Source organism: Cupriavidus sp. PET2-C1, assembly GCF_054515855.1.
On the sequence record NZ_CM137259.1, the window covers coordinates 459,298 to 478,019 of the forward strand.

Here is an 18,722-nt window from a genome sequence, read left to right on the forward strand (position 1 = left end):
CCGACGACAGACAGACGAAACACTATGCAACAGCCAGATCCCGCTTCGGCCCAGGCCGCCCGCGCCGCGCCGCAAGACTCGCGCATCGACGCCCGCACCCGTCGCGGCCGCATCCAGATGCTGCTGCTTTTGCTGGTGTGCGCTTCGCCTGTCATCGCTTCCTACCTGACGTACTACGTGTTCAAGCCGGCGGGCGGTTCCACCAACTACGGCACGCTGATCGAGCCGCAGCGCCCCATGCCCGCGATTCAGATCGGCAACGAGCGTGCCGAGTCCGTGCCGTTGGATAGTTTCAAGGGCAAGTGGCTGCTGGTGACGACGGATGGCGCGGCGTGCGACGAAGCCTGCGCCAGGAAACTGTTCACCATCCGCCAGATCCGCGCGGGGCAGGGCCAGGACCGCGAGCGCATCGTGCCGGTGTGGCTGATCAGTGACGAAGGCCCGATCGATTCCCGCCTGTCGGCCGCCTACAACGAGCCCTATGCCGGCGTGCGCTTCCTGCGCGCCAACCGCGAGGCCATGCAGAAATGGCTGCCGGCGGAACCGGGTGCCCGGATCGAGGACAGCCTGTTCCTGATCGATCCGCTGGGCAACCTGATGATGCGCTTCCCCAAGGAGCCGGACCCCAAGAAGATGAGCTCCGACCTGAAGAAGCTGCTCAAGTACTCTCACATCGGGTGAGGCGCGCATGCTGCTCCAACTCGCCATCATCGGCGTCCTGATTGCGCTGTTCCCCTTGAGCTACGTGCTGGTCAAGGGGGACCGCAACAAGTACCGCAAGCTGGTCTGGATCACCGCCTTCCTGACGCTGGACCTGATCATGTTCGGCAGCTTCACGCGGCTGACGGACTCCGGCCTGGGTTGCCCCGACTGGCCGGGTTGCTATGGCCACTCCAACCCGCACGCGGCACAGGAGCCTATCCGCGCCGCCGAGACGGCCTTGCCCAGCGGGCCCGTGAGCATCACCAAGGCGTGGATCGAGATGATCCACCGTTACTTCGCCCTGGCGGTCGGCGTGCTGATCACCACGCTGATGGTGCTGGCCTGGGTCAAGCGGCGCGAACTCAAGCAGTCGCCCTGGTTCGCCACCGGGGTGCTGCTGCTGGTGTGCGTGCAGGGCGCATTCGGGGCCCTTACGGTCACGCTCAAGCTGCAGCCGATCATTGTGGTCACGCACCTGATGCTTGCCATGAGCCTGCTGGCCGCGTTGATCTGGCTGGGCTCGCGCAACGATCCGCCCTTGCGGGTGGCGCCGCAGGCGGTGGGGCTGCGCTGGCCGGCGCGCATCGCGCTGGCCTTGCTGGTGCTGCAGATCTTCCTGGGCGGCTGGGTGAGCACTAACTATGCCGTGCTGGCGTGTACCGACTTTCCGCTGTGCAACGGCCAGCTCGTGCCGGACATGGACTTCCGCCACGGCTTCACGTTGTGGCGGCAGCTCGGCATGACCGCCGACGGCGACTACATCCCGCATTCAGCCCTGGTGGCGATCCATTGGGTGCATCGCGGCTTCGCTTTCGTCGTGCTGGCTTTCCTGGCCTGGTTCGGGCTGCAGGCACGCCGCCTTGGCGGCCTTGCCCGCAGTGCCGGCTGGTTGCTGGGCTTTCTCGCGCTGCAACTGGCCACTGGCCTGTCGAACATCGTGTTCGACTGGCCGCTGGGCGCCGCGGTGGCGCATAACGGCGGCGCGGCGGTCTTGCTGCTGCTCCTGGTTCGCCTCAACTACAATATAGGGCTCGCGGCCCGGTCCGCTGACATCGCTACCGACGTGCCGGCCGCCGCGCGCGCCACATGAAAGACAAGAACTCCCCAGTGGTCACAGCTACCCACACACATCCCTTCGGACGGGTTCGCCACCTGGTCCGCCAGTACGCCGCCCTGACCAAGCCGCGGGTGACGCAGCTTGCCGTCTTCTGCGCCATCATCGGCATGTTCCTCGCCACACCCGGCATGGTGCCGTGGCCGGTGCTGATCGGGGGTGCCGCCGGCATCTGGCTGTTGGCAGGTGCCGCTTTCGCCATTAACTGCCTGGTGGAGCAGAAGGTCGACGCGCTGATGCGCCGCACCGCGTGGCGCCCGTCGGCCACCGGCGAGATCACCACCATCCAGACGCTGGTGTTCTCCGCCGTGCTGGGCGGGGCGGGGATGTGGCTGCTGCACGTCTACACCAACGACCTGACCATGTGGCTGACCGTGGCCACCTTCGTTGGCTACGCCGTGGTGTACACCATCCTGCTCAAGCCGGCCACGCCGCAGAACATCGTCATCGGCGGCCTGTCCGGCGCCATGCCGCCGGCGCTGGGCTGGGCGGCGGTCGCGGGCGAGCTGCCGGCGGAAGCCTGGTTCCTGGTGCTGATTATCTTCACGTGGACGCCGCCGCACTTCTGGGCCCTGGCCCTGTATCGCCGCGCCGACTACGCCAAGTCCGGCCTGCCGATGCTGCCGGTGACGCACGGCGAGCGCTTCACGCTGCTGCATATCCTGCTGTACACGCTGATCATGATCGCGGCCACGCTGCTGCCTTTTGTGTACGGCATGTGCGGCTATATCTACCTGGCGGCCGCGCTGATCCTGGGGGGCGGGTTCCTGGCCTACTCGTGGAAGATGTATCGCAACTACTCGGATGCGCTGGCGCAACGCACCTTCCGCTTCTCGATCCTGTATCTCTCGCTGCTGTTCGCCGCGCTGCTGGTCGATCACTACTTCAAGTTCCTGCCGCAGGCCTGAGCGGGGCGCGCAGGCTTGCGGCATCTTGTCGCGGCCGGCGCGCGTGACGGCCGTGATCGGCGATACTGCGTGTCATCTGTTAATGTGACCTTGTCGCGTCCAGCCGCCTGCCGGGCGGCGCCGGCTCGCCAACACCACCCGAACTCGCATGCCAAACCACTTCCCTTCAGGCTTCCTCCCCACCTTCGCGACATTCCGCCGGTTTTGCCTGCTGACCCTGTGCGCGCTGCTGCTGGCGGCATGCGGCCAGCAGAAGGCTTCCTTCAAGAACGTCGATATCACCGGCGGCAGTGAGTTCGGCAAGGACTTCGTCCTCACCGATCACAACGGCAAGGTGCGCTCCATTGGCGACTTCAAGGGCAAGGCGGTAGTGATGTTCTTCGGCTATACGCATTGCCCTGACGTGTGCCCGACCACCATGGCCGAGCTCAAGGCGGTGATGGAGCAACTGGGGCCGGACGCCGACAAGGTGCAGGTGCTGTTCGTGACGGTGGATCCGGAGCGCGATACGCAGGCGCTGCTGGCGCAGTATGTGCCGGCCTTCGATCCGCGCTTCCTGGGCATGCGCCCGGCCGACGATGCCGCGCTGCAGAAGGTTGCCAAGGACTTCAAGGTGTTCTACGCCAAGGTGCCGGGCACGTCCCCGAACAACTACACCATGGATCACTCGGCGGGCAGCTATGTGTTCGACCCGAGCGGCAAGCTGCGCCTGTTTATCCGCCACGGCCAGGGGCCGGAGCCGATCGTGCACGACCTCAAGCAACTGCTGTCCTGAGGCGAGCCGCCGGGGCGCAAAGCCGGCAGGCAAAATAAAACAGGGCCGGTCGCGAGACCGGCCCTGTTCTACTTTTGGCGCGCTCAAGCCTTAGGCAAAAGCCTGCAGCGCACCCTTCATCTTCTTCATCGCCGCGGTTTCGATCTGGCGGATGCGTTCGGCGGAAACGCCGAATTCGTCAGCCAGTTCGTGCAGCGTGGAGCCGCCCGAGCCGTCGTCGTTGACCTGCAGCCAGCGCGCTTCGATGATGCGGCGGCTACGGTCGTCGAGCTTGGACAGCGCTTCTTCCAGGCCTTGCACCTGCAGGCGGTCGTGGCGCTGGGCCTCGATCACGCGGGTGGGCTCATTGTGGTTGTCGGCCAGGTAGGCGATGGGCGCGAAGTCCTCTTCGCCATCGTCAATCTGCCCTTCGAGCGCCAGGTCGCCGCCCGACAGGCGGGTTTCCATCTCCATCACTTCTTCCGGCTTGACGTTCAGCTCACGCGCAACCGCGTCGATCTGTTCCGGCGTGAAGGTATGGGCACCCTGCTTGTGGCTGCGCAGGTTGAAGAACAACTTGCGCTGAGCCTTGGTGGTAGCCACCTTGACCATGCGCCAGTTCTTCAGCACGTATTCGTGGATCTCGGCCTTGATCCAGTGCATCGCATACGACACCAGCCGCACGCCCTGATCCGGGTCGAAGCGCTTCACAGCCTTCATCAGGCCGATATTGCCTTCCTGAATCAGGTCTGCGTGGGGCAGGCCATAGCCAAGGTACTGGCGGGCGATGGACACCACCAGGCGCAGGTGCGACAGCACCATGCGGCGCGCGGCATCGACGGAATCATGCTCGCGCAACTCGCGCGCGAGCCGCTGCTCTTCCTCGGGGGTAAGCAGGGGAATACGGTGGACAGCCTGGATATAGCTGTCGATATTTCCCAGCGTTCCGGGAAAGGTCAGCGCAAACGTCCCGGCGCCCTGCGGCACCGTGGGCAGACGGTTGGTCATTTGGGTTTGGTCAGCAGATAGGACTGCGTTCACTCGATTGCTCCTTTCGCATCCGGCGGGTGGGTTGCCCGCTTGTGCGGCCCTTTTGGGGGTCTCGCACTGCATTGCAACACATATTAGCACTCAAGCCGGGGGACTGCTAAGTTGGAGTATCAATAGGGTTGATAGTTCCTGGTAATCGAATAGTTCGTCTAAATAGTATTTTAATCCGACATCTTGCGGAATGTGACGAGGCCACTATCTCACGCGGGTGCGCGAACGATCCGGCCATGATTAGAGGGCCACTGCCCCAGCCGGTTCTGTCGCCAGTTGAGATGCTGTGTTTCGCTAGCAGCTACACTCTTTTCATTTGTCTCAGTGGTGCTGAGCGCCAGCATCGACCAAACCGGGGAATACCATGTCCGCTATCGAGCACTTGTTAAAGCCGCACACCCGTGACCTTGGCGACTTTGCCGTGAGCCGTCTGCTGCCCGCCGCGGCAACCCAGACTGTCGGTCCATTCATCTTTTTCGACCACATGGGCCCGGTGGCCATGCCGCCTGGAGAAGGCGCCGATGTACGCCCGCATCCCCACATCGGCCTGGCCACGGTCACCTACCTGTTCGAAGGTGAGATCCTTCACCACGACAGCCTGGGCAGCAAACAGGTCATCAGGCCGGGCGACGTGAACTGGATGACGGCTGGCAGCGGCATCGCGCACTCGGAGCGCTCGCCCCAGTCCGCCCGCGATGCCGGGCCGCGCCTGCACGGCATCCAGACCTGGGTGGCGCTGCCCAAGGAAGACGAGAACGTCGAGCCGTCCTTTCATCACCATCCGGCCGCGACGCTGCCCAAGCTGGAGCGCCCTGGCGTACGCATGACGGTGATTGCGGGCGATGCGTTTGGCGCCGAGGCCCCTGTGAAGGTGTTCAGCCGCACGCTCTACGTGGCCATTGAGCTCGACGCGGGCGCCAGCCTGGAGATTCCGGCGGAACACGCCGAGCGCGGCATCTACCCGGTGGACGGCACCATCGCCCTGGACGGCGAAGTGTTGCCCGAGCGGCACCTGGCGGTGCTGGTGCCGGGCCAGCCGGTGACGTTGACGGCGCAGGTGGCGTCGCGCGTGATGCTGCTCGGCGGCGACCCGACCGACGGCCATCGCTTCATCTTCTGGAATTTCGTTGCCAGCACCAAGGAAGCAATCGAAGCCGCCTCCCAGCGCTGGGAGGATGACCAGTTCCCGCGCGTGCCGGGCGAGAGTGACCGCATGCCGCTGCCACCGCGCAAGCGCTAAAGGGGCGGCGCCGGCTTGCCGGGCCAGGCTCAGACCGGGCTGGCCCAGGCCACGCGCGTGCCTTGCTGCAGGCAGTCGCGGATGGCGTCGATCTGCGTGGCGATCGGGGCAGGCACAGGCGCCTTGCCATCCAGCACGAGGCGGATCCAGGTCGCGGTCTGGTCCACGTCACTGCCGGGCGGCAATTCCGGCACTTCAACGATGGAGCCCGACGTCGGGTCGACCAAGGTGCGTTGATGCCCGTCATGCAGCCAGTCGATGCGGCTGTTGCGCCGGGCGTCCGCGACCACCTCGCCCTCGGTGCCTCGCGCCAGCAGCACATTGGCGGGCTCGCGCGAGAAATAATCGGTCAGGGTTTCGCGGTACTCGGGGTGGGTGTAGCTATACAGCCGCAGCGCCTCGGCCGGGCCGTGCGCGCCCACGGGCTGCAACATCTTGACCACCGTATGCGCAGAGTTGCGCAAGCCGATCTGCATGCGCCTGTCCAGCATCCGGGCCAGCGCCGGCGACAGCACGTCGATCGGCAGCACCGCCAGCGGGCCGGGCTGGGCATCCTTGCTGCGCAGCTGGGATTCGGCCTGCGCCACGGCGCTGCAAGGCGCGATGCCCAGCGCCTCGAACAGCGAGATGCTGGTGACGCGCCCGTTGAATTGGCGGGAGCCGTGCACCAGCACCGGAATGCCCTCGCGCGCCAGCAGCAGCGCCAGCAGCGGCACCAGGTTAGGCTGCTTGCGCGCGCCGTTATAGCTCGGGATTGACACCACGACGCGATCCGCCGGGCCGGCCAGCGGCAGGCAATGCGCGTGCGCGGCATCGAGCATCCCGGCCAGTTCGTGCGGGGCCTCGCCCTTGATGCGATAGGCCATCAGCACCGCGCCCAGCTCGATATCGGCCACGCGCCCTGCCAGCATGGCATCGAACAGCGCCTGGGCATCTTCGCGCGGTAGCGCGCGGGCGCCGTTGACGCCCCGGCCGATTTCCTTGATGTACTTCGCGGCGGCGAAAGCAGGGGCGGCAGGGGCGGCGGGGGCCGCAGGGGAGGTAGGCGTGGTGGTCATGGCGGGTTGGGACGATGTTGTTTGCAGTCCATGATAGCGGAGCGGGCCGGCCGTGCCCATGACAGCCGCGATGCCGGCTCGGCTTCGCCTCGCGCGCGGCAGCGGCAGGCCCGTCATTGCTCCCGCTCAGGCGGCTTCCTTCAGGGCGGGATTGCGCTGCTTGCGGTACAGGAAGTCCAGTACTGCCGTGCGGCATGCGTGGTAATCCTTGTCTTCGGCCAGCGCCATGCGCTCGCGTGGCCGCGGCAGGTCCACCTTCAGCACTTCGCCGATGGTGGCCGCGGGGCCGTTGGTCATCATGACGATGCGGTCGGCCAGCAGCACCGCTTCATCCACGTCGTGGGTCACCATCACCACCGTGCTGCGCGTCTTCGCCACGATCTTGATCAATTCGTCCTGCAGGTGCGCGCGGGTGAGCGCATCCAGCGCGCCGAAGGGCTCGTCCATCAGCAGCACCTTGGGCTCCATCGCCAGCGCCCGGGCGATGCCCACGCGCTGCTTCATGCCGCCCGAGATCTCCTGCGGATACTTGGCTTCGGCATGCGTCAGGCCAACCAAGGCCAGCGTGTCGTGCGTGCGGGCCTTCAGTTGCGCCTTGCTTTCGCTGCCGCCGAACACGCGCTCCACGCCAAGGTAGACGTTGTCGAAACAGGTCAGCCAGGGCAGCAGCGAATGATTCTGGAACACCACCGCCCGATCCGGGCCGGGGCCGGCGATCTCGCGCTCGGCGCAGATCAGCGCGCCGGCGCTGGGCCGGTCCAGCCCGGCCAGCAGGTTGAGCAAGGTGGACTTGCCACAGCCCGAATGGCCGATCAGCGTAATGAACTCGCCGCTGGCGATGGTCAGGTTGACATCGCGCAGGGCAACGAACGGCCCCTTCTTGGTCTTGAAGGTCTGCCCGACATTCTCGATGCGGACGAACTTTTCCATGAGCTTCTCCTTGGGCGCCAGGGCGCGGGTAGCGACTTGCGTCTTTGCGACTTGGCGTCCTAGTTGCCGTAGCTGAAGCGCTTGGCCAGGCTGAGCAGCGCGTATTCGAGCAGCAGCCCGACCATGCCGATGATGAAGATCGCGATGACGATGTGTTCCACCTTCAGGTTGTTCCACTCGTCCCACAGCCAGAAGCCGATGCCGGTGCCGCCAGTGAGCATTTCCGCGGCCACGATCACCAGCCAGGCGGTACCGATGGACAGCCGCACGCCGGTGAGCATGTACGGCAGCACGGCGGGCAGCAGCACGCGGGTGAACACCTTCCATTCGGAAAGGTCGAGCACGCGCGCCACGTTCAGGTAGTCCTGCGGCACGCGGGTCACGCCCACCGCGGTATTGATCACCATCGGCCAGATCGAGCAGATGAAGATGGCCCAGATCGCCGCCGGGTTTGCCGACTTGAACAGCAGCAGGCCAATGGGCAGCCAAGCCAGCGGCGAGACCGGGCGCAGCAGGCTGATGATGGGCGCCATCATCGCGTTGAGAAAGGCGAAGCGGCCCAGCGCGAAGCCGGCCGGGATGCCGATCAATGCGGCCAGCCCGAAGCCCGCCGCCACGCGCGCCAGCGATGCCAGCACGTTCCAGCCGATGCCCTGGTCATTGGGGCCGTTGCGGTAGAACGGGTCGGCGAACAGCGGCACGGCGGCATGCCAGGTGGCGGCCGGCGTGGGGATGGCGGGGATCATGGTGGCGATGCCGTGCCACATCAGCAGGAACAGCGCAAAGCCCGCGACGGGCGGCATCACCTTGAGCACCAAGGCGGTGATGGCGTCGCGCCGCGCCGCGCGGCGGGCCTCGGCTTGCGCGGCGAGCGCGCGGCGCTCGGCGCGTTCATGGGCGTGCTGGTCGCCAACCACGGCAACCTCGGCAGTGGTGCCGGCATCGGCGGGGGCGGCTTGGTTGGCGGCATGCGGGGCCGGCTGGGCTAGTGCATTCACGTCAGGCTCCTTCGGTAGCCGGCGTGTCGCCACGCCGGCGTTCAAGCGGCAATCAAAATCGGAATCACGCCGGGGCGCGTGCGCGTCAGGCCTTGATCTTGAAACCGTCGGCGTAGGCCTTGGGGTCCTTGCTGGCATCCCACACCACGCCGTCGATCAGCTTCGCGGTACGGAAGTCGCTCTTGGGCAGCGGCACCTGCGCGGCCGCAGCGGCTTGCTTGTAGATGTCGATGCGGTTGACCTTCTTCGCCACTTCCAGGTAGTCAGGGTGATCCTTGAGCAAGCCCCAGCGCTTTTGCTGCGTGAGGAACCACATGCCGTCGGAGAGGAAGGGATAGTTGGCGGCGCCGTCCTGGTAGAACTTCATCGAGTCCGGGTCGTCCCAGGTCTTGCCCAGGCCGTTGTTATAGCGGCCCAGCATCCGGTCCAGGATGATGTCCATGTCGGTGTTGACGTAGGACTTGGCGGCAATGGTCTCGGCGGTCTTGCGGCGGTTGGAGGCCGATGCGTCGATGTACTTCGATGCATCGAGCACGGCGGCCACCATCGCGCGTGCCGTGTTGGGATACTTCTGCACGAACTCTGCCGTGGTGCCCAGGGTCTTTTCCGGGTGATCCTTCCAGATCGCCTGCGTGGTCTCCGCGGTAAAGCCGATCTTGTCGGCGATGGCGCGCGCGCCCCAGGGCTCGCCCACGCAGAAGCCGTCCATGTTGCCCACGCGCATGTTGGCCACCATCTGCGGCGGCGGTACGGTGATGGCCTTGGCGTCCTGCATCGGGTTGATGCCGTTGGCGGCCAGCCAGTAGTACAGCCACATGGCATGGGTGCCGGTGGGGAAGGTCTGGGCGAAGGTGTACTCGCGCTTTTCCTTCATCATCAGCGCCTTCAGGCTGGCGCCGTCCTTGACGCCTTTCTCGGCCAGCTTGGATGACAGCGTGATGGCCTGGCCGTTGTGGTTCAGGTTCATCAGCACCGCCATGTCTTTCTTGGGGCCGCCAATGCCAAGCTGCACGCCATAGATCAGCCCGTACAGCACATGCGCCGCATCGAGTTCGCCATTGACCAGCTTGTCGCGCACGCCGGCCCAGGAGGCTTCCTTGGTGGGCGTGATCTTGATGCCGTATTTCTTGTCGAAGCCGAGCGTGCCGGCCATCACGACCGAGGCGCAGTCCGTCAGCGGGATGAAGCCGATCCGCACCTCCGGTTTTTCCGGCGCGTCGGAGCCTGCTGCCCATGCACCTGCGCGTACCAGGGGATCGACCAGGGTGATCACGCTGGCGCCGGCGATGGTAGCCAGGGCGCGGCGCCGTCCGTTGCTGGCGGGCACCGCATCGGCTCCCGTGGTGCTGGCGTCGGTGGCAACTGCTGCGTGCAGCGACTTGGCAATCTTCAGGCGAGAGGGCATTGACACGGCTCCAAATAAAAAGCGTCCTGAACTGCTCCGCTTTCGCCAGAAATGCGGGGGGCAGGTCAGGACGCCGTTGTCCCGTGATGCGGCGCGGCCGTCGTTGGCGGCGCACATCGGTATGTGATCGGCCGTCGTTGGCCGATGCTTCGATTACGCAAGCCGCGTGCCAAGGGGCGGGAGGGCTGTTGCCGGGGGCTGACGGCCGGCGAGGGCGGGCAAGGAGCCAGAAGCGGGCGCGCCGCGGCGGCGTCCGTGCGCTGCCGGTGCGTGAAAGGTGATGCGGTCGCGCCATCCTTGTGCATTGCACCAAGCGCGTGCGGGGCGCATCGAGGCGCCCGATCGTGGTTCGTTCGGCGCTTAGCTCATCACATCGATGACCCGCCGCGCCGCCTCGACGAGCTTGATGCCGCGCTCCATCGCCATGCTGCGCAGCCGCTTGTAGGCCTCGTCCTCGGTCATGCCGCGCTCCTTCATCAGCAGGCCCTTGGCACGCTCCACTTCCTTGCGCTCGGCCAGCTGCAGCCGCGTGGCATCAAGCTCAGCGCGCAGTTCCTGGTCTAGTTCGAAGCGCGCATAGGCCACATCCAGCACGGTCTTGACGCGATCGGCGCGCAGGCCATCGACGATGTAGGCAGTGATGCCGGCAGACAGCGCGGCCTTGATGCGCTGGGCGTCGTCGTTGTCCGTGAAGAGCACGATGGGGCGCGGCGCGTGCTGGGTCGATACGCACACATGCTCGACCGTATCGCGCGCGGCCGACTCCGAGGCGATGATGAGCAGGTCAGGCTGCCGCGCGGCGATGGCGTCGGGCAGCCGCAGGTCGGCGTCCACCGTTTCGATGTCCGTGAAGCCCGCAGACACAAGCCCGGCGCGGATCGTCTCGATATTGAGCGGATCCTCGTCATGCGGGTCGCGCACCAGCAAGATGCGCAGCGCGCGTGAGCCCGACGCGGCGGGCGCGGGGCTGGCGGGACTCGTCGGGGTGGAGGGGGCTGGGGGGCGTCTGTTCATGGCGTCACTTGGAATGCCTCTTGCCATGCAAGATTCGCGCCGAGATGCTTTTCATTGTATTGCGGGGTTTCCCGGATTCAATGGCTGCCGGCGTACGCGGCCAGAACCGCCGGTGTATGCTATTGCCCTGCTGCGCGGCAGGGCGTCTACTGGCGATGCCAGCATGCTGGCGCGCAGTCTAAAACACAGAATATGCTTGGAGAGATGGATGACCGAATTCGTATTTGCCCCGCCGGCGCCCAATGGGGTGCCCGTGCGCGGCAGCAGCGCTCAGTTCCCGGTGCGCCGGGTCTACTGCGTGGGCCGCAACTATGCCGCCCATGCCCGTGAAATGGGATCGGACCCCGACCGCGAACCGCCGTTCTTCTTCTGCAAGCCCGCCGACGCCGTGAGCTATGTGGCCGACGGCACCGAAGGCGCCTTCCCCTATCCGCAGGGCACCAGCAATTGCCACTATGAAGTGGAGCTGGTCGTTGCCATCGGCAAGGGCGGCAAGGACATCGCCGAGGCGGATGCCGCGAGCCACGTGTTTGGCTACGCGCTCGGCCTCGACATGACGCGCCGCGACCTGCAGAACGAATCGAAGAAGACCGGCCGCCCCTGGGAAACCGGCAAGGCCTTCGACAAGTCCGCCCCGATCGGCCCGATCGTGCCGGTGTCCGCCATCGGCCATCCGGAGAAGGGCGCGGTCACGCTGTCCGTCAACGGCGTGGAGAAGCAGCGCGGCGACCTGTCGGACCTGATCTGGTCGGTGCCCGAGATGGTGTCTTATCTCTCCAAGCTGTTCGAGCTGCAACCCGGCGACCTGATCTACAGCGGCACGCCCGAAGGCGTGGGCCCGGTGGTCAAGGGCGATGTCATGCTGTGCAAGATCGAAGGCGTGGGCGAGCTCACCGTCAAGGTAGTCTGAGTCCATGCTCAAGCTTTACAGCTACTTTCGCAGCTCCGCCTCGTACCGGGTACGCATTGCCCTGCAGTTGAAGGGCCTGCCTTACGAGTACATGCCGGTGCATCTGTTGCGCGACGGCGGCCAGCAACTGCTGCCGGCCTACCGGTCGCTGAACCCCGACGCGCTGGTGCCGACCCTGCTGGATGACGATCACGTATTGATCCAGTCCGTGGCGATGGTCGAGTACCTCGACGAGACGCATCCCGAGCCGCCCCTGCTGCCGGGCAGCGCGCTCGACCGCGCCTACATCCGCGCGCTGGCGCTGGAGGTCGCGTGCGAGATCCATCCGCTGAATAACCTGCGCGTGCTGAAGTACCTCAAGCACACGCTGGGCGTGGCGGAGGAGGCCAAGGACGCGTGGTATCGCCACTGGGTCGAGCTGGGTTTCGAGTCGGTCAATACCAACCTCGTGCGCTCGGGCAAGGCAGGGCGTTTCTGCTTTGGCGATACGCCGACGCTGGCGGACATCTGCCTGGTGCCGCAGGTGTTCAACGCGCAGCGCTTCAATATCGACGTGGCCCGCTACCCGGCCATTGCCAAGGTGTTTGACTCCTGCATGGCGCTGCCCGCGTTCCAGCAGGCCGAGCCCAAGGCGCAGCCGGACGCCGAATAAGCTGCCGCGCCAGGTTTGGCAGGCCGCAAAAAGTAGAAAGCCCCGCAAGCGATTGCGGGGCTTTTTTACTGGCGAGCCGGGCGGGCAGCTCAGCCGAGCAGTGCGTCGGCGAATTCCTCGGCGTTGAAGGGCTGCAGGTCTTCGACATTCTCGCCCACGCCGATGAAGTAGACCGGCACCGGGCGCTGGCGCGCGATCGCGGCCAGGATGCCGCCCTTGGCGGTGCCGTCGAGCTTGGTCACGATCAGCCCGGTCAGGCCCAGCGCGTCGTCGAACGCCTTGACCTGGGACAGCGCGTTCTGGCCGGTGTTGGCGTCGATCACCAGCAGCGATTCGTGTGGCGCGTTCGGCATCGCCTTGGCGATGACACGCTTGACCTTCTTCAGCTCTTCCATCAGGTGCAGCTGCGTGGGCAGGCGGCCCGCGGTATCGGCCATCACGATATCGATGCCGCGTGCGCGTGCCGCGTTGACCGCGTCGAAGATTACCGCGGCCGGGTCGCCGCTCTCCTGCGATACCACGGTGACGTTGTTGCGCTCGCCCCAGATGGTCAGCTGCTCGCGCGCGGCGGCGCGGAAGGTGTCGCCCGCGGCCAGCAGCACGGACTGGTCATAGCTCTGGAAGTGCTTGCACAGCTTGCCGATGCTGGTGGTCTTGCCGGCGCCGTTTACCCCCGAGATCATCATCACCAGCGGCTGCTCGCGGCCCAGAGACATGGTTTTCTCGAGCGGGCGCAGCAGGTTGGTCAGCAGTTCGCGCAGCGCGGCCTTGACGCCTTCGGCGGTATCGATGCGTTCGGTCTTGACGCGGCGGCGCAGCGCGCTCAGCAGGTGCTCGGTAGCCTCGACGCCGGCGTCGGCCATGATCAGGGCGGTTTCCAGGTCCTCGAACAGGTCTTCGTCGACCTTGACGCCAACAAACAGCGTGCCCAGATTGCGGCTGGTCTTGGACAGCCCGGTGCGCAAGCGCTGCATCCAGCCGCGCTTGGCTTCGGCGGAGGCGGCCGGCGGCGGGGTCAGCACCAGTTCCTCGGCAGCGGCCGGAGTCACGCTCTGGACTGGCTGGATGGCGGTTGGCCGGACGGAAACGACGGCGGCCGGGGCAGGCCCGGCCGCGGGAATGGGGGTTGGCGCGCTGGCGGGCGCCGCGGCCGGTGTGGCGGCGGGCGCCGGGCTTTGCACCTCGGGCGGCGCACTGGCCGGTTCGGCCTTGCGCTTCTTCCAGAAACTAAACATTGGGAAAGGGGTCAATACCCCGGTAGAATCAATCGCCAAAATTCTAGCAGACGGGGTCGCATGAACCATTGTGCTGTCAGGTCCAGGTCGGGCGCCGCCCGTACCGCTTCGCTTCTTGCCGGCGCCGGCGCTATTCGCCCGGCCGCTTTCTCCCGGCGCCTCGTTCCCACCCTTTTGTTGATCGCGATGCCCTGGTTTGGCGCTGCCTATGCGCAGACCGCCGTGGTGGCGCCGCCGTTGCCGACCGGCCAGACCTCCGCAGCGCAAGCTGCCGCGGCGCAGGCCGATACCACTGAGTTCAATCTGTCCAACGGCATGCGGGTCATCGTCAAGGAAGACCATCGCGCGCCCACCGTAGCTCACCAGATCTGGTATCGCGCAGGCGGCATGGACGAGGTCAGTGGCACCACTGGCGTGGCGCACATGCTTGAACACATGATGTTCAAGGGTACACCAAAGGTCGGGCCGGGCGAGTTTTCCAAGCAGATCGCAGCTTTGGGCGGGCGCGAGAACGCCATGACCAACCGCGATTTCACGCTCTATTACCAGCAGATCAGCAAGCAGTACCTGCCCAAGATGATGGAGCTGGAAGCCGACCGCATGGCCAACCTCATCATCAAGAAGGATGAGTTCGAGCGGGAAATGAAGGTCGTGATGGAAGAGCGGCGCCTGCGCACGGACGACTCCGCGCGCGGCACCGTCTACGAGCAGTTGCTGGCCACCGTCTACACCGCCGGGCCCTACCGGCATCCCGTGATCGGCTGGCCGGCCGACCTGGTCAACATGCGCGTGGAAGACGTGCAGGCCTGGTACAAGAACTGGTACGTGCCCGACAACGCGCTGCTGGTGGTAACGGGCGACGTCACGGCGGCCGAGGTCAAGGCGCTGGCGGAGCGCACCTACGGCAAGCTCAAGGCCCGCCCGCTGCCGCTGCGCAAGAACCAGCTGGAGCCGGCGCAGAAGGGCATCAAGCGGATCTGGGTCAAGGCCCCGGCCGAGAACCCCTACATGGTCATGGCGTACAAGGTGCCGCGCCTGCAAGATGTCGAGAAGGACGTCGATCCCTATGCCCTGGAAGTCCTCTCTGCCGTGCTCAACGGCTATGACAACGCCCGCCTGACGCGCGACCTGGTGCGCAAGCGCCGCATCGCCGATGACGTCAACGTGGGCTACGACAGCATCAACCGCGGCGAGTCCCTGATGGTGCTCGACGGCACGCCGGCCACCGGCCATACCACGGAGGAGATCGAGCGCGCGCTGCGCGACGAGATCGCCCGCATTGCGCGCGAAGGCGTCTCGCCCGAAGAGCTCAAGCGGGTCAAGGCGCAGGTGGTGGCGGCGCAGATCTACAAGCGCGACTCGGTGTTCGGGCAGGGCATGGAGATCGGCGTGGCCGAGATCGCCGGCATTTCCTGGCGCCAGCTCGACCGCATGCTCGACAAGATCAAGGCCGTCACGCCGGAACAGGTGCAGGCGGTGGCGGGCAAGTACTTCAACGACGATAACCTGACCGTGGCGACCCTGCTGCCGCAGCCGATCGACCCGAACAAGGCGAAGGCTCCGGCCGCCGCCGACTCGCTCCGCTGAGCTCTCTAGAGGACAGGACCCAAGATGCCTCTCTTTGCCCCGACGATCCCGTCGCCACGCCTGTTGCGCCGCCTGGCAGGCGCGGCTTGCGCTGCGCTTGCCCTGATCGCCTCGCAGGCCGCGCTGGCTGCGATCCCGATCGAGCAGTGGACCACCTCCACCGGCGCCCGCGTGTATTTCGTGCGCAGCCCGTCCATTCCCATGCTCGACGTCAATATGGATTTCGACGCCGGCAGCCGCTACGACCCGGCCGGCAAGGCAGGCCTTGCCACGCTCGCCTCGGCCCTGCTCGACAAGGGCGCGGCCGCGCAGGATGGCCAGCCGGCCCGCAATGAAGCGCAGGTGGCTGATGCCTTCGCCGACACCGGCGCCGACTTCGGCGGCGCCGCCAGCAGCGATCGCGGCGGCATCGGCCTGCGCACGCTGACCTCCGAGCCGGAGCTCAGCCAGTCGCTCGCGCTGGCCGGACAGCTGATCAAGGCGCCGGCCTACCCGGATGCCGTGGTGGCGCGCGAGAAGCAACGCCTGATCACCGCCATCCGCGAGGCCGATACCAAGCCTGGCGTGATCGCCGACAAGATGGTGTCGCGTGCGATCTATCCGTCGCATCCGTACGGCGTGTCGCCGACTGTAGCCAGTGTCGAGTCGATCACGCGAGCCGATATCGAGCGCTTCTGGCGGGACAATTTCGCGGCGTCGCGTGCCGTCGTGACGCTGATCGGCGCCATCGACCGCAAGCAGGCCGAGACCATTGCCGAGCAGCTGACGCGCGGCCTGCCGGCCGGCGCCACGCCCCCCACGATGCCCCCCGTGCAGCTCAAGATCCCGGCCAGCGAGCAACGCGTGCCGCATCCGGCACAGCAGGCTACGGTAACCATCAGTCAGCCTGCCATCGCGCGTGGTGATCCCGACTACTTTGCCCTGCTGGTGGGCAACTACGTGCTCGGCGGCGGCGGCTTCAGCTCGCGCCTGACCGATGAAGTGCGGGAAAAGCGCGGCCTCACCTACGGCGTCGACAGCTACTTCGCACCGGCCAAGCAGGCAGGACCCTTCGGCATCGGCTTGCAGACCAAGAAGGCACAGACCAACGAAGCGCTGGCGCTGGTGCGCAAGGTGCTGGCGCAGTACGTGGCGGAAGGCCCCACGGACACCGAACTGAAGGCCGCCAAGGACAATCTGGTCAACGGCTTCCCGCTGCGCATCGACAGCAACCGCAAGCTGCTGACCAATGTGGCCAATATCGGCTGGTATGGGCTGCCGCTGGACTACCTTGACACGTGGACCGCCCAGATCGGCAAGGTCACCCGTACCCAGGTCCGCGACGCCTTCCAGCGCCACGTGTTCCCGGACGCCATGGCGACCGTCATCGTGGGTGGACCGGAATAACGCAGTGACAGATGCGGGTGCCGGGAGCCGTTCCCGGCGCTTGCGCTTTTCCGCGCCGCAGGCTCTACAATCACGGCATGAATTCGCGTACCCGATCTCCTTCGCCCGCTGCCAGCGGGCGATCTCCATCCCCCTCACCGCGGCAGTCGCCTGCCCAGGTCCGCATCATTGGCGGCAAGTGGAAGCGCACGCCGCTGCCCGTGCTCGACGCCGAAGGCCTGCGTCCCACCCCTGACCGCGTGCGTGAGACCCTGTTCAACTGGCTTGGGCAGGACATGTCGGGGCTGGCTTGCCTCGACCTGTTTGCCGGCTCCGGTGCACTCGGTTTCGAGGCCGCCTCCCGAGGTGCCCAGCAGGTCACCATGGTCGAAGCCAATCCGCGCGTGGCCAAGCAGCTGCGCGACAACCAGTACCGGCTCGACGCCCAGCAGATCCGGGTGGTGCAAGGTGATGCATTCGCGACCGCGGCACAGATGCCGTCGGCCAGCTTTGACGTGGTGTTCCTCGATCCGCCCTTTGCCGAAGACTGGCTCGGTCCCGCGCTGGAGCATGCGGCGCGGCTGTCACGTCCAGGCGGCGCCGTGTATGTGGAAACGGATCGCGCCCTGATCGGCCCCGACGCGCCCGTGCCAGCGGCGCTGGAGATCGTGCGGCATGCGCGGGCCGGCGCGGTGCACTTCCATTTGCTGCAGCACAGGAACCTTTGAAGGGCCGGTGGCTGCGAGCGTTGTGCCCGGCCACCTGCATGCAAGATGCGGCGGCGCGGCAAAACCGCGATGTGGCGGCTTGCAAGTGCCGCATTTAGAGTTACACTACGCCGCTGTCGCCAACGCTCGTCACGCAGCCTTGGCTCCAGCCCTCACCATAGTGGGCGGGGTCGATCGGTCCATCCAGGACCGGCGGCGGGCAGAACAAGGAGGAAGCATGGTCGTCGCGGTCTATCCCGGCACTTTCGACCCAATGACCCGGGGCCACGAGGATCTGGTGCGCAGAGCATCCAATATCTTCGATGAGCTCGTGGTCGGCGTGGCGCATAGCCCCAACAAGCGCCCGTTCTTTTCGCTGGAAGAGCGCATAGGCATCGCCCGTGAAGTCCTGGGCCACTATCCCAATGTGCGCGTCGAAGGTTTCTCCGGCCTGCTCAAGGATTTTGTCCGCAAGAACAATGCGCGCGTGATCGTGCGGGGTTTGCGCGCGGTTTCCGACTTCGAGTACGAGTTCCAGATGGCGGGCATGAACCGTTACCTGCTGCCGGACGTGGAAACCATGTTCCTGACGCCGTCCGACCAGTACCAGTTCATCTCCGGCACCTTCGTGCGGGAGATCGCGGTGCTTGGCGGCGATGTCAGCAAGTTTGTGTTCCCCTCGGTCGAACGCTGGCTTGCGGAAAAGATCGGCAGCAAAACGGAATAAACTAGAGTCTTGCGACATGTCGGCCGCGGCCAGTCGGGCGCGGGGCATGTTGGGTTCAAAGGAAACACCATGGCACTATTGATCACCGACGACTGCATCAATTGCGACGTTTGTGAGCCGGAGTGCCCAAACGAAGCCATTTCGATGGGGCCCGAGATCTATGAGATCGACCCCAACAAATGTACCGAATGCGTTGGGCACTTCGACGAGCCGCAATGCCAGCAGGTTTGTCCTGTGGCTTGCATCCCGCACGATCCCAACCGCATTGAGACGCGCGAGATCCTGATGGATCGCTACCGTCTCCTTACGGCGGCCAAACGGGTAGCCTGAGCTACCGCTGCGGCTTGCGGCACAAAGCTCGCAGCACAAAAAAGC

At 65.8% G+C, this 18,722-nt stretch carries 19 protein-coding genes; 12 read left to right on the forward strand and 7 right to left on the reverse strand.

Annotation, left to right across the window (positions count from 1 at the left end; translation table 11 throughout):
* Window positions 1–24: 24 nt before the first annotated feature.
* The 4 genes from ACX12D_RS02100 to ACX12D_RS02115 all read left to right on the forward strand — a co-directional run bounded on the left by ACX12D_RS02100 (window position 25) and on the right by ACX12D_RS02115 (window position 3,499).
* Complete coding sequence (locus ACX12D_RS02100; protein WP_459372749.1) at window positions 25–681, forward strand: SCO family protein; 657 nt, start codon at window positions 25–27, stop codon at window positions 679–681.
* 7 nt (window positions 682–688) lie between these two features.
* A complete protein-coding gene (locus tag ACX12D_RS02105) occupies window positions 689–1,792 on the forward strand; it encodes a COX15/CtaA family protein (protein WP_459372750.1) in 1,104 nt (367 codons plus the stop codon).
* Window positions 1,789–2,724, forward strand: a complete 936-nt coding sequence (locus ACX12D_RS02110; protein WP_441632284.1) for a heme o synthase — start codon at window positions 1,789–1,791, stop codon at window positions 2,722–2,724. The genes ACX12D_RS02105 and ACX12D_RS02110 overlap by 4 nt, the downstream gene beginning before the upstream one ends.
* Before the next feature lie 148 nt (window positions 2,725–2,872).
* Window positions 2,873–3,499 (forward strand): SCO family protein, encoded by a 627-nt coding sequence (locus ACX12D_RS02115; RefSeq protein WP_459372751.1) that lies wholly within the window; start codon window positions 2,873–2,875, stop codon window positions 3,497–3,499.
* A gap of 90 nt (window positions 3,500–3,589) precedes the next feature.
* Here ACX12D_RS02115 and rpoH read toward each other — a convergent pair whose 3' ends face one another.
* Complete coding sequence (gene rpoH / locus ACX12D_RS02120; RefSeq protein WP_006159460.1) at window positions 3,590–4,486, reverse strand: RNA polymerase sigma factor RpoH; 897 nt, start codon at window positions 4,484–4,486, stop codon at window positions 3,590–3,592.
* A gap of 397 nt (window positions 4,487–4,883) precedes the next feature.
* Here rpoH and ACX12D_RS02125 point away from each other — a divergent pair, with 397 nt between their 5' ends.
* Entirely contained in the window at window positions 4,884–5,759 is an 876-nt protein-coding gene (locus tag ACX12D_RS02125; protein ID WP_459372752.1) for a pirin family protein, read from the forward strand.
* A 29-nt stretch (window positions 5,760–5,788) separates the two neighbouring features.
* Here ACX12D_RS02125 and ybiB read toward each other — a convergent pair whose 3' ends face one another.
* From ybiB to ACX12D_RS02150, 5 genes are all read right to left on the reverse strand, one after another.
* Window positions 5,789–6,817, reverse strand: coding sequence for a DNA-binding protein YbiB (gene ybiB / locus ACX12D_RS02130; protein ID WP_459372753.1), 1,029 nt, complete (start codon window positions 6,815–6,817; stop codon window positions 5,789–5,791).
* A 126-nt stretch (window positions 6,818–6,943) separates the two neighbouring features.
* Window positions 6,944–7,747, reverse strand: coding sequence for an ABC transporter ATP-binding protein (locus ACX12D_RS02135; protein ID WP_459372754.1), 804 nt, complete (start codon window positions 7,745–7,747; stop codon window positions 6,944–6,946).
* Window positions 7,748–7,806: 59 nt separating this feature from the next.
* The gene (gene ntrB, locus ACX12D_RS02140; protein WP_459372755.1) at window positions 7,807–8,745 is read right to left on the reverse strand and encodes a nitrate ABC transporter permease; all 939 of its coding nucleotides are present in this window, start codon (window positions 8,743–8,745) and stop codon (window positions 7,807–7,809) included.
* 85 nt (window positions 8,746–8,830) lie between these two features.
* Complete coding sequence (locus ACX12D_RS02145; protein WP_441632297.1) at window positions 8,831–10,150, reverse strand: CmpA/NrtA family ABC transporter substrate-binding protein; 1,320 nt, start codon at window positions 10,148–10,150, stop codon at window positions 8,831–8,833.
* A 360-nt stretch (window positions 10,151–10,510) separates the two neighbouring features.
* Window positions 10,511–11,164 carry an ANTAR domain-containing response regulator gene (locus ACX12D_RS02150; protein WP_459372756.1) on the reverse strand — a complete coding sequence of 218 codons (654 nt, stop codon included), beginning with the start codon at window positions 11,162–11,164 and terminating at the stop codon, window positions 10,511–10,513.
* Between the two features lie 208 nt (window positions 11,165–11,372).
* On the opposite strand from ACX12D_RS02150, the gene ACX12D_RS02155 reads away from it, so the two are divergent.
* Both ACX12D_RS02155 and maiA read left to right on the forward strand, forming a co-directional pair.
* On the forward strand, window positions 11,373–12,074 hold the full coding sequence (locus tag ACX12D_RS02155; RefSeq protein ID WP_043343393.1) for a fumarylacetoacetate hydrolase family protein: 702 nt from the start codon (window positions 11,373–11,375) through the stop codon (window positions 12,072–12,074).
* A 4-nt stretch (window positions 12,075–12,078) separates the two neighbouring features.
* Window positions 12,079–12,726 carry a maleylacetoacetate isomerase gene (gene maiA, locus ACX12D_RS02160; protein ID WP_459372757.1) on the forward strand — a complete coding sequence of 216 codons (648 nt, stop codon included), beginning with the start codon at window positions 12,079–12,081 and terminating at the stop codon, window positions 12,724–12,726.
* Between the two features lie 89 nt (window positions 12,727–12,815).
* On the opposite strand, the gene ftsY is transcribed toward maiA, so the two are convergent.
* Window positions 12,816–13,961 (reverse strand): signal recognition particle-docking protein FtsY, encoded by a 1,146-nt coding sequence (gene ftsY, locus ACX12D_RS02165; protein WP_459372759.1) that lies wholly within the window; start codon window positions 13,959–13,961, stop codon window positions 12,816–12,818.
* A gap of 60 nt (window positions 13,962–14,021) precedes the next feature.
* Between ftsY and ACX12D_RS02170 the strand changes: the two genes are divergently transcribed.
* The 5 genes from ACX12D_RS02170 (at window position 14,022) to ACX12D_RS02190 (ending at window position 18,677) form a co-directional block, all read left to right on the forward strand.
* Window positions 14,022–15,548 carry a M16 family metallopeptidase gene (locus tag ACX12D_RS02170; RefSeq protein WP_459372760.1) on the forward strand — a complete coding sequence of 509 codons (1,527 nt, stop codon included), beginning with the start codon at window positions 14,022–14,024 and terminating at the stop codon, window positions 15,546–15,548.
* 24 nt (window positions 15,549–15,572) lie between these two features.
* Window positions 15,573–16,934: a M16 family metallopeptidase gene (locus tag ACX12D_RS02175; protein ID WP_459372761.1), complete on the forward strand. Its 1,362-nt coding sequence runs from the start codon at window positions 15,573–15,575 to the stop codon at window positions 16,932–16,934.
* Between the two features lie 77 nt (window positions 16,935–17,011).
* The gene (rsmD, locus tag ACX12D_RS02180) at window positions 17,012–17,641 is read left to right on the forward strand and encodes a 16S rRNA (guanine(966)-N(2))-methyltransferase RsmD (RefSeq protein ID WP_183032820.1); all 630 of its coding nucleotides are present in this window, start codon (window positions 17,012–17,014) and stop codon (window positions 17,639–17,641) included.
* A 217-nt stretch (window positions 17,642–17,858) separates the two neighbouring features.
* The gene (gene coaD / locus ACX12D_RS02185; protein ID WP_174426608.1) at window positions 17,859–18,347 is read left to right on the forward strand and encodes a pantetheine-phosphate adenylyltransferase; all 489 of its coding nucleotides are present in this window, start codon (window positions 17,859–17,861) and stop codon (window positions 18,345–18,347) included.
* A 69-nt stretch (window positions 18,348–18,416) separates the two neighbouring features.
* Window positions 18,417–18,677 (forward strand): YfhL family 4Fe-4S dicluster ferredoxin, encoded by a 261-nt coding sequence (locus tag ACX12D_RS02190; protein WP_043343403.1) that lies wholly within the window; start codon window positions 18,417–18,419, stop codon window positions 18,675–18,677.
* Window positions 18,678–18,722: the final 45 nt, after the last annotated feature.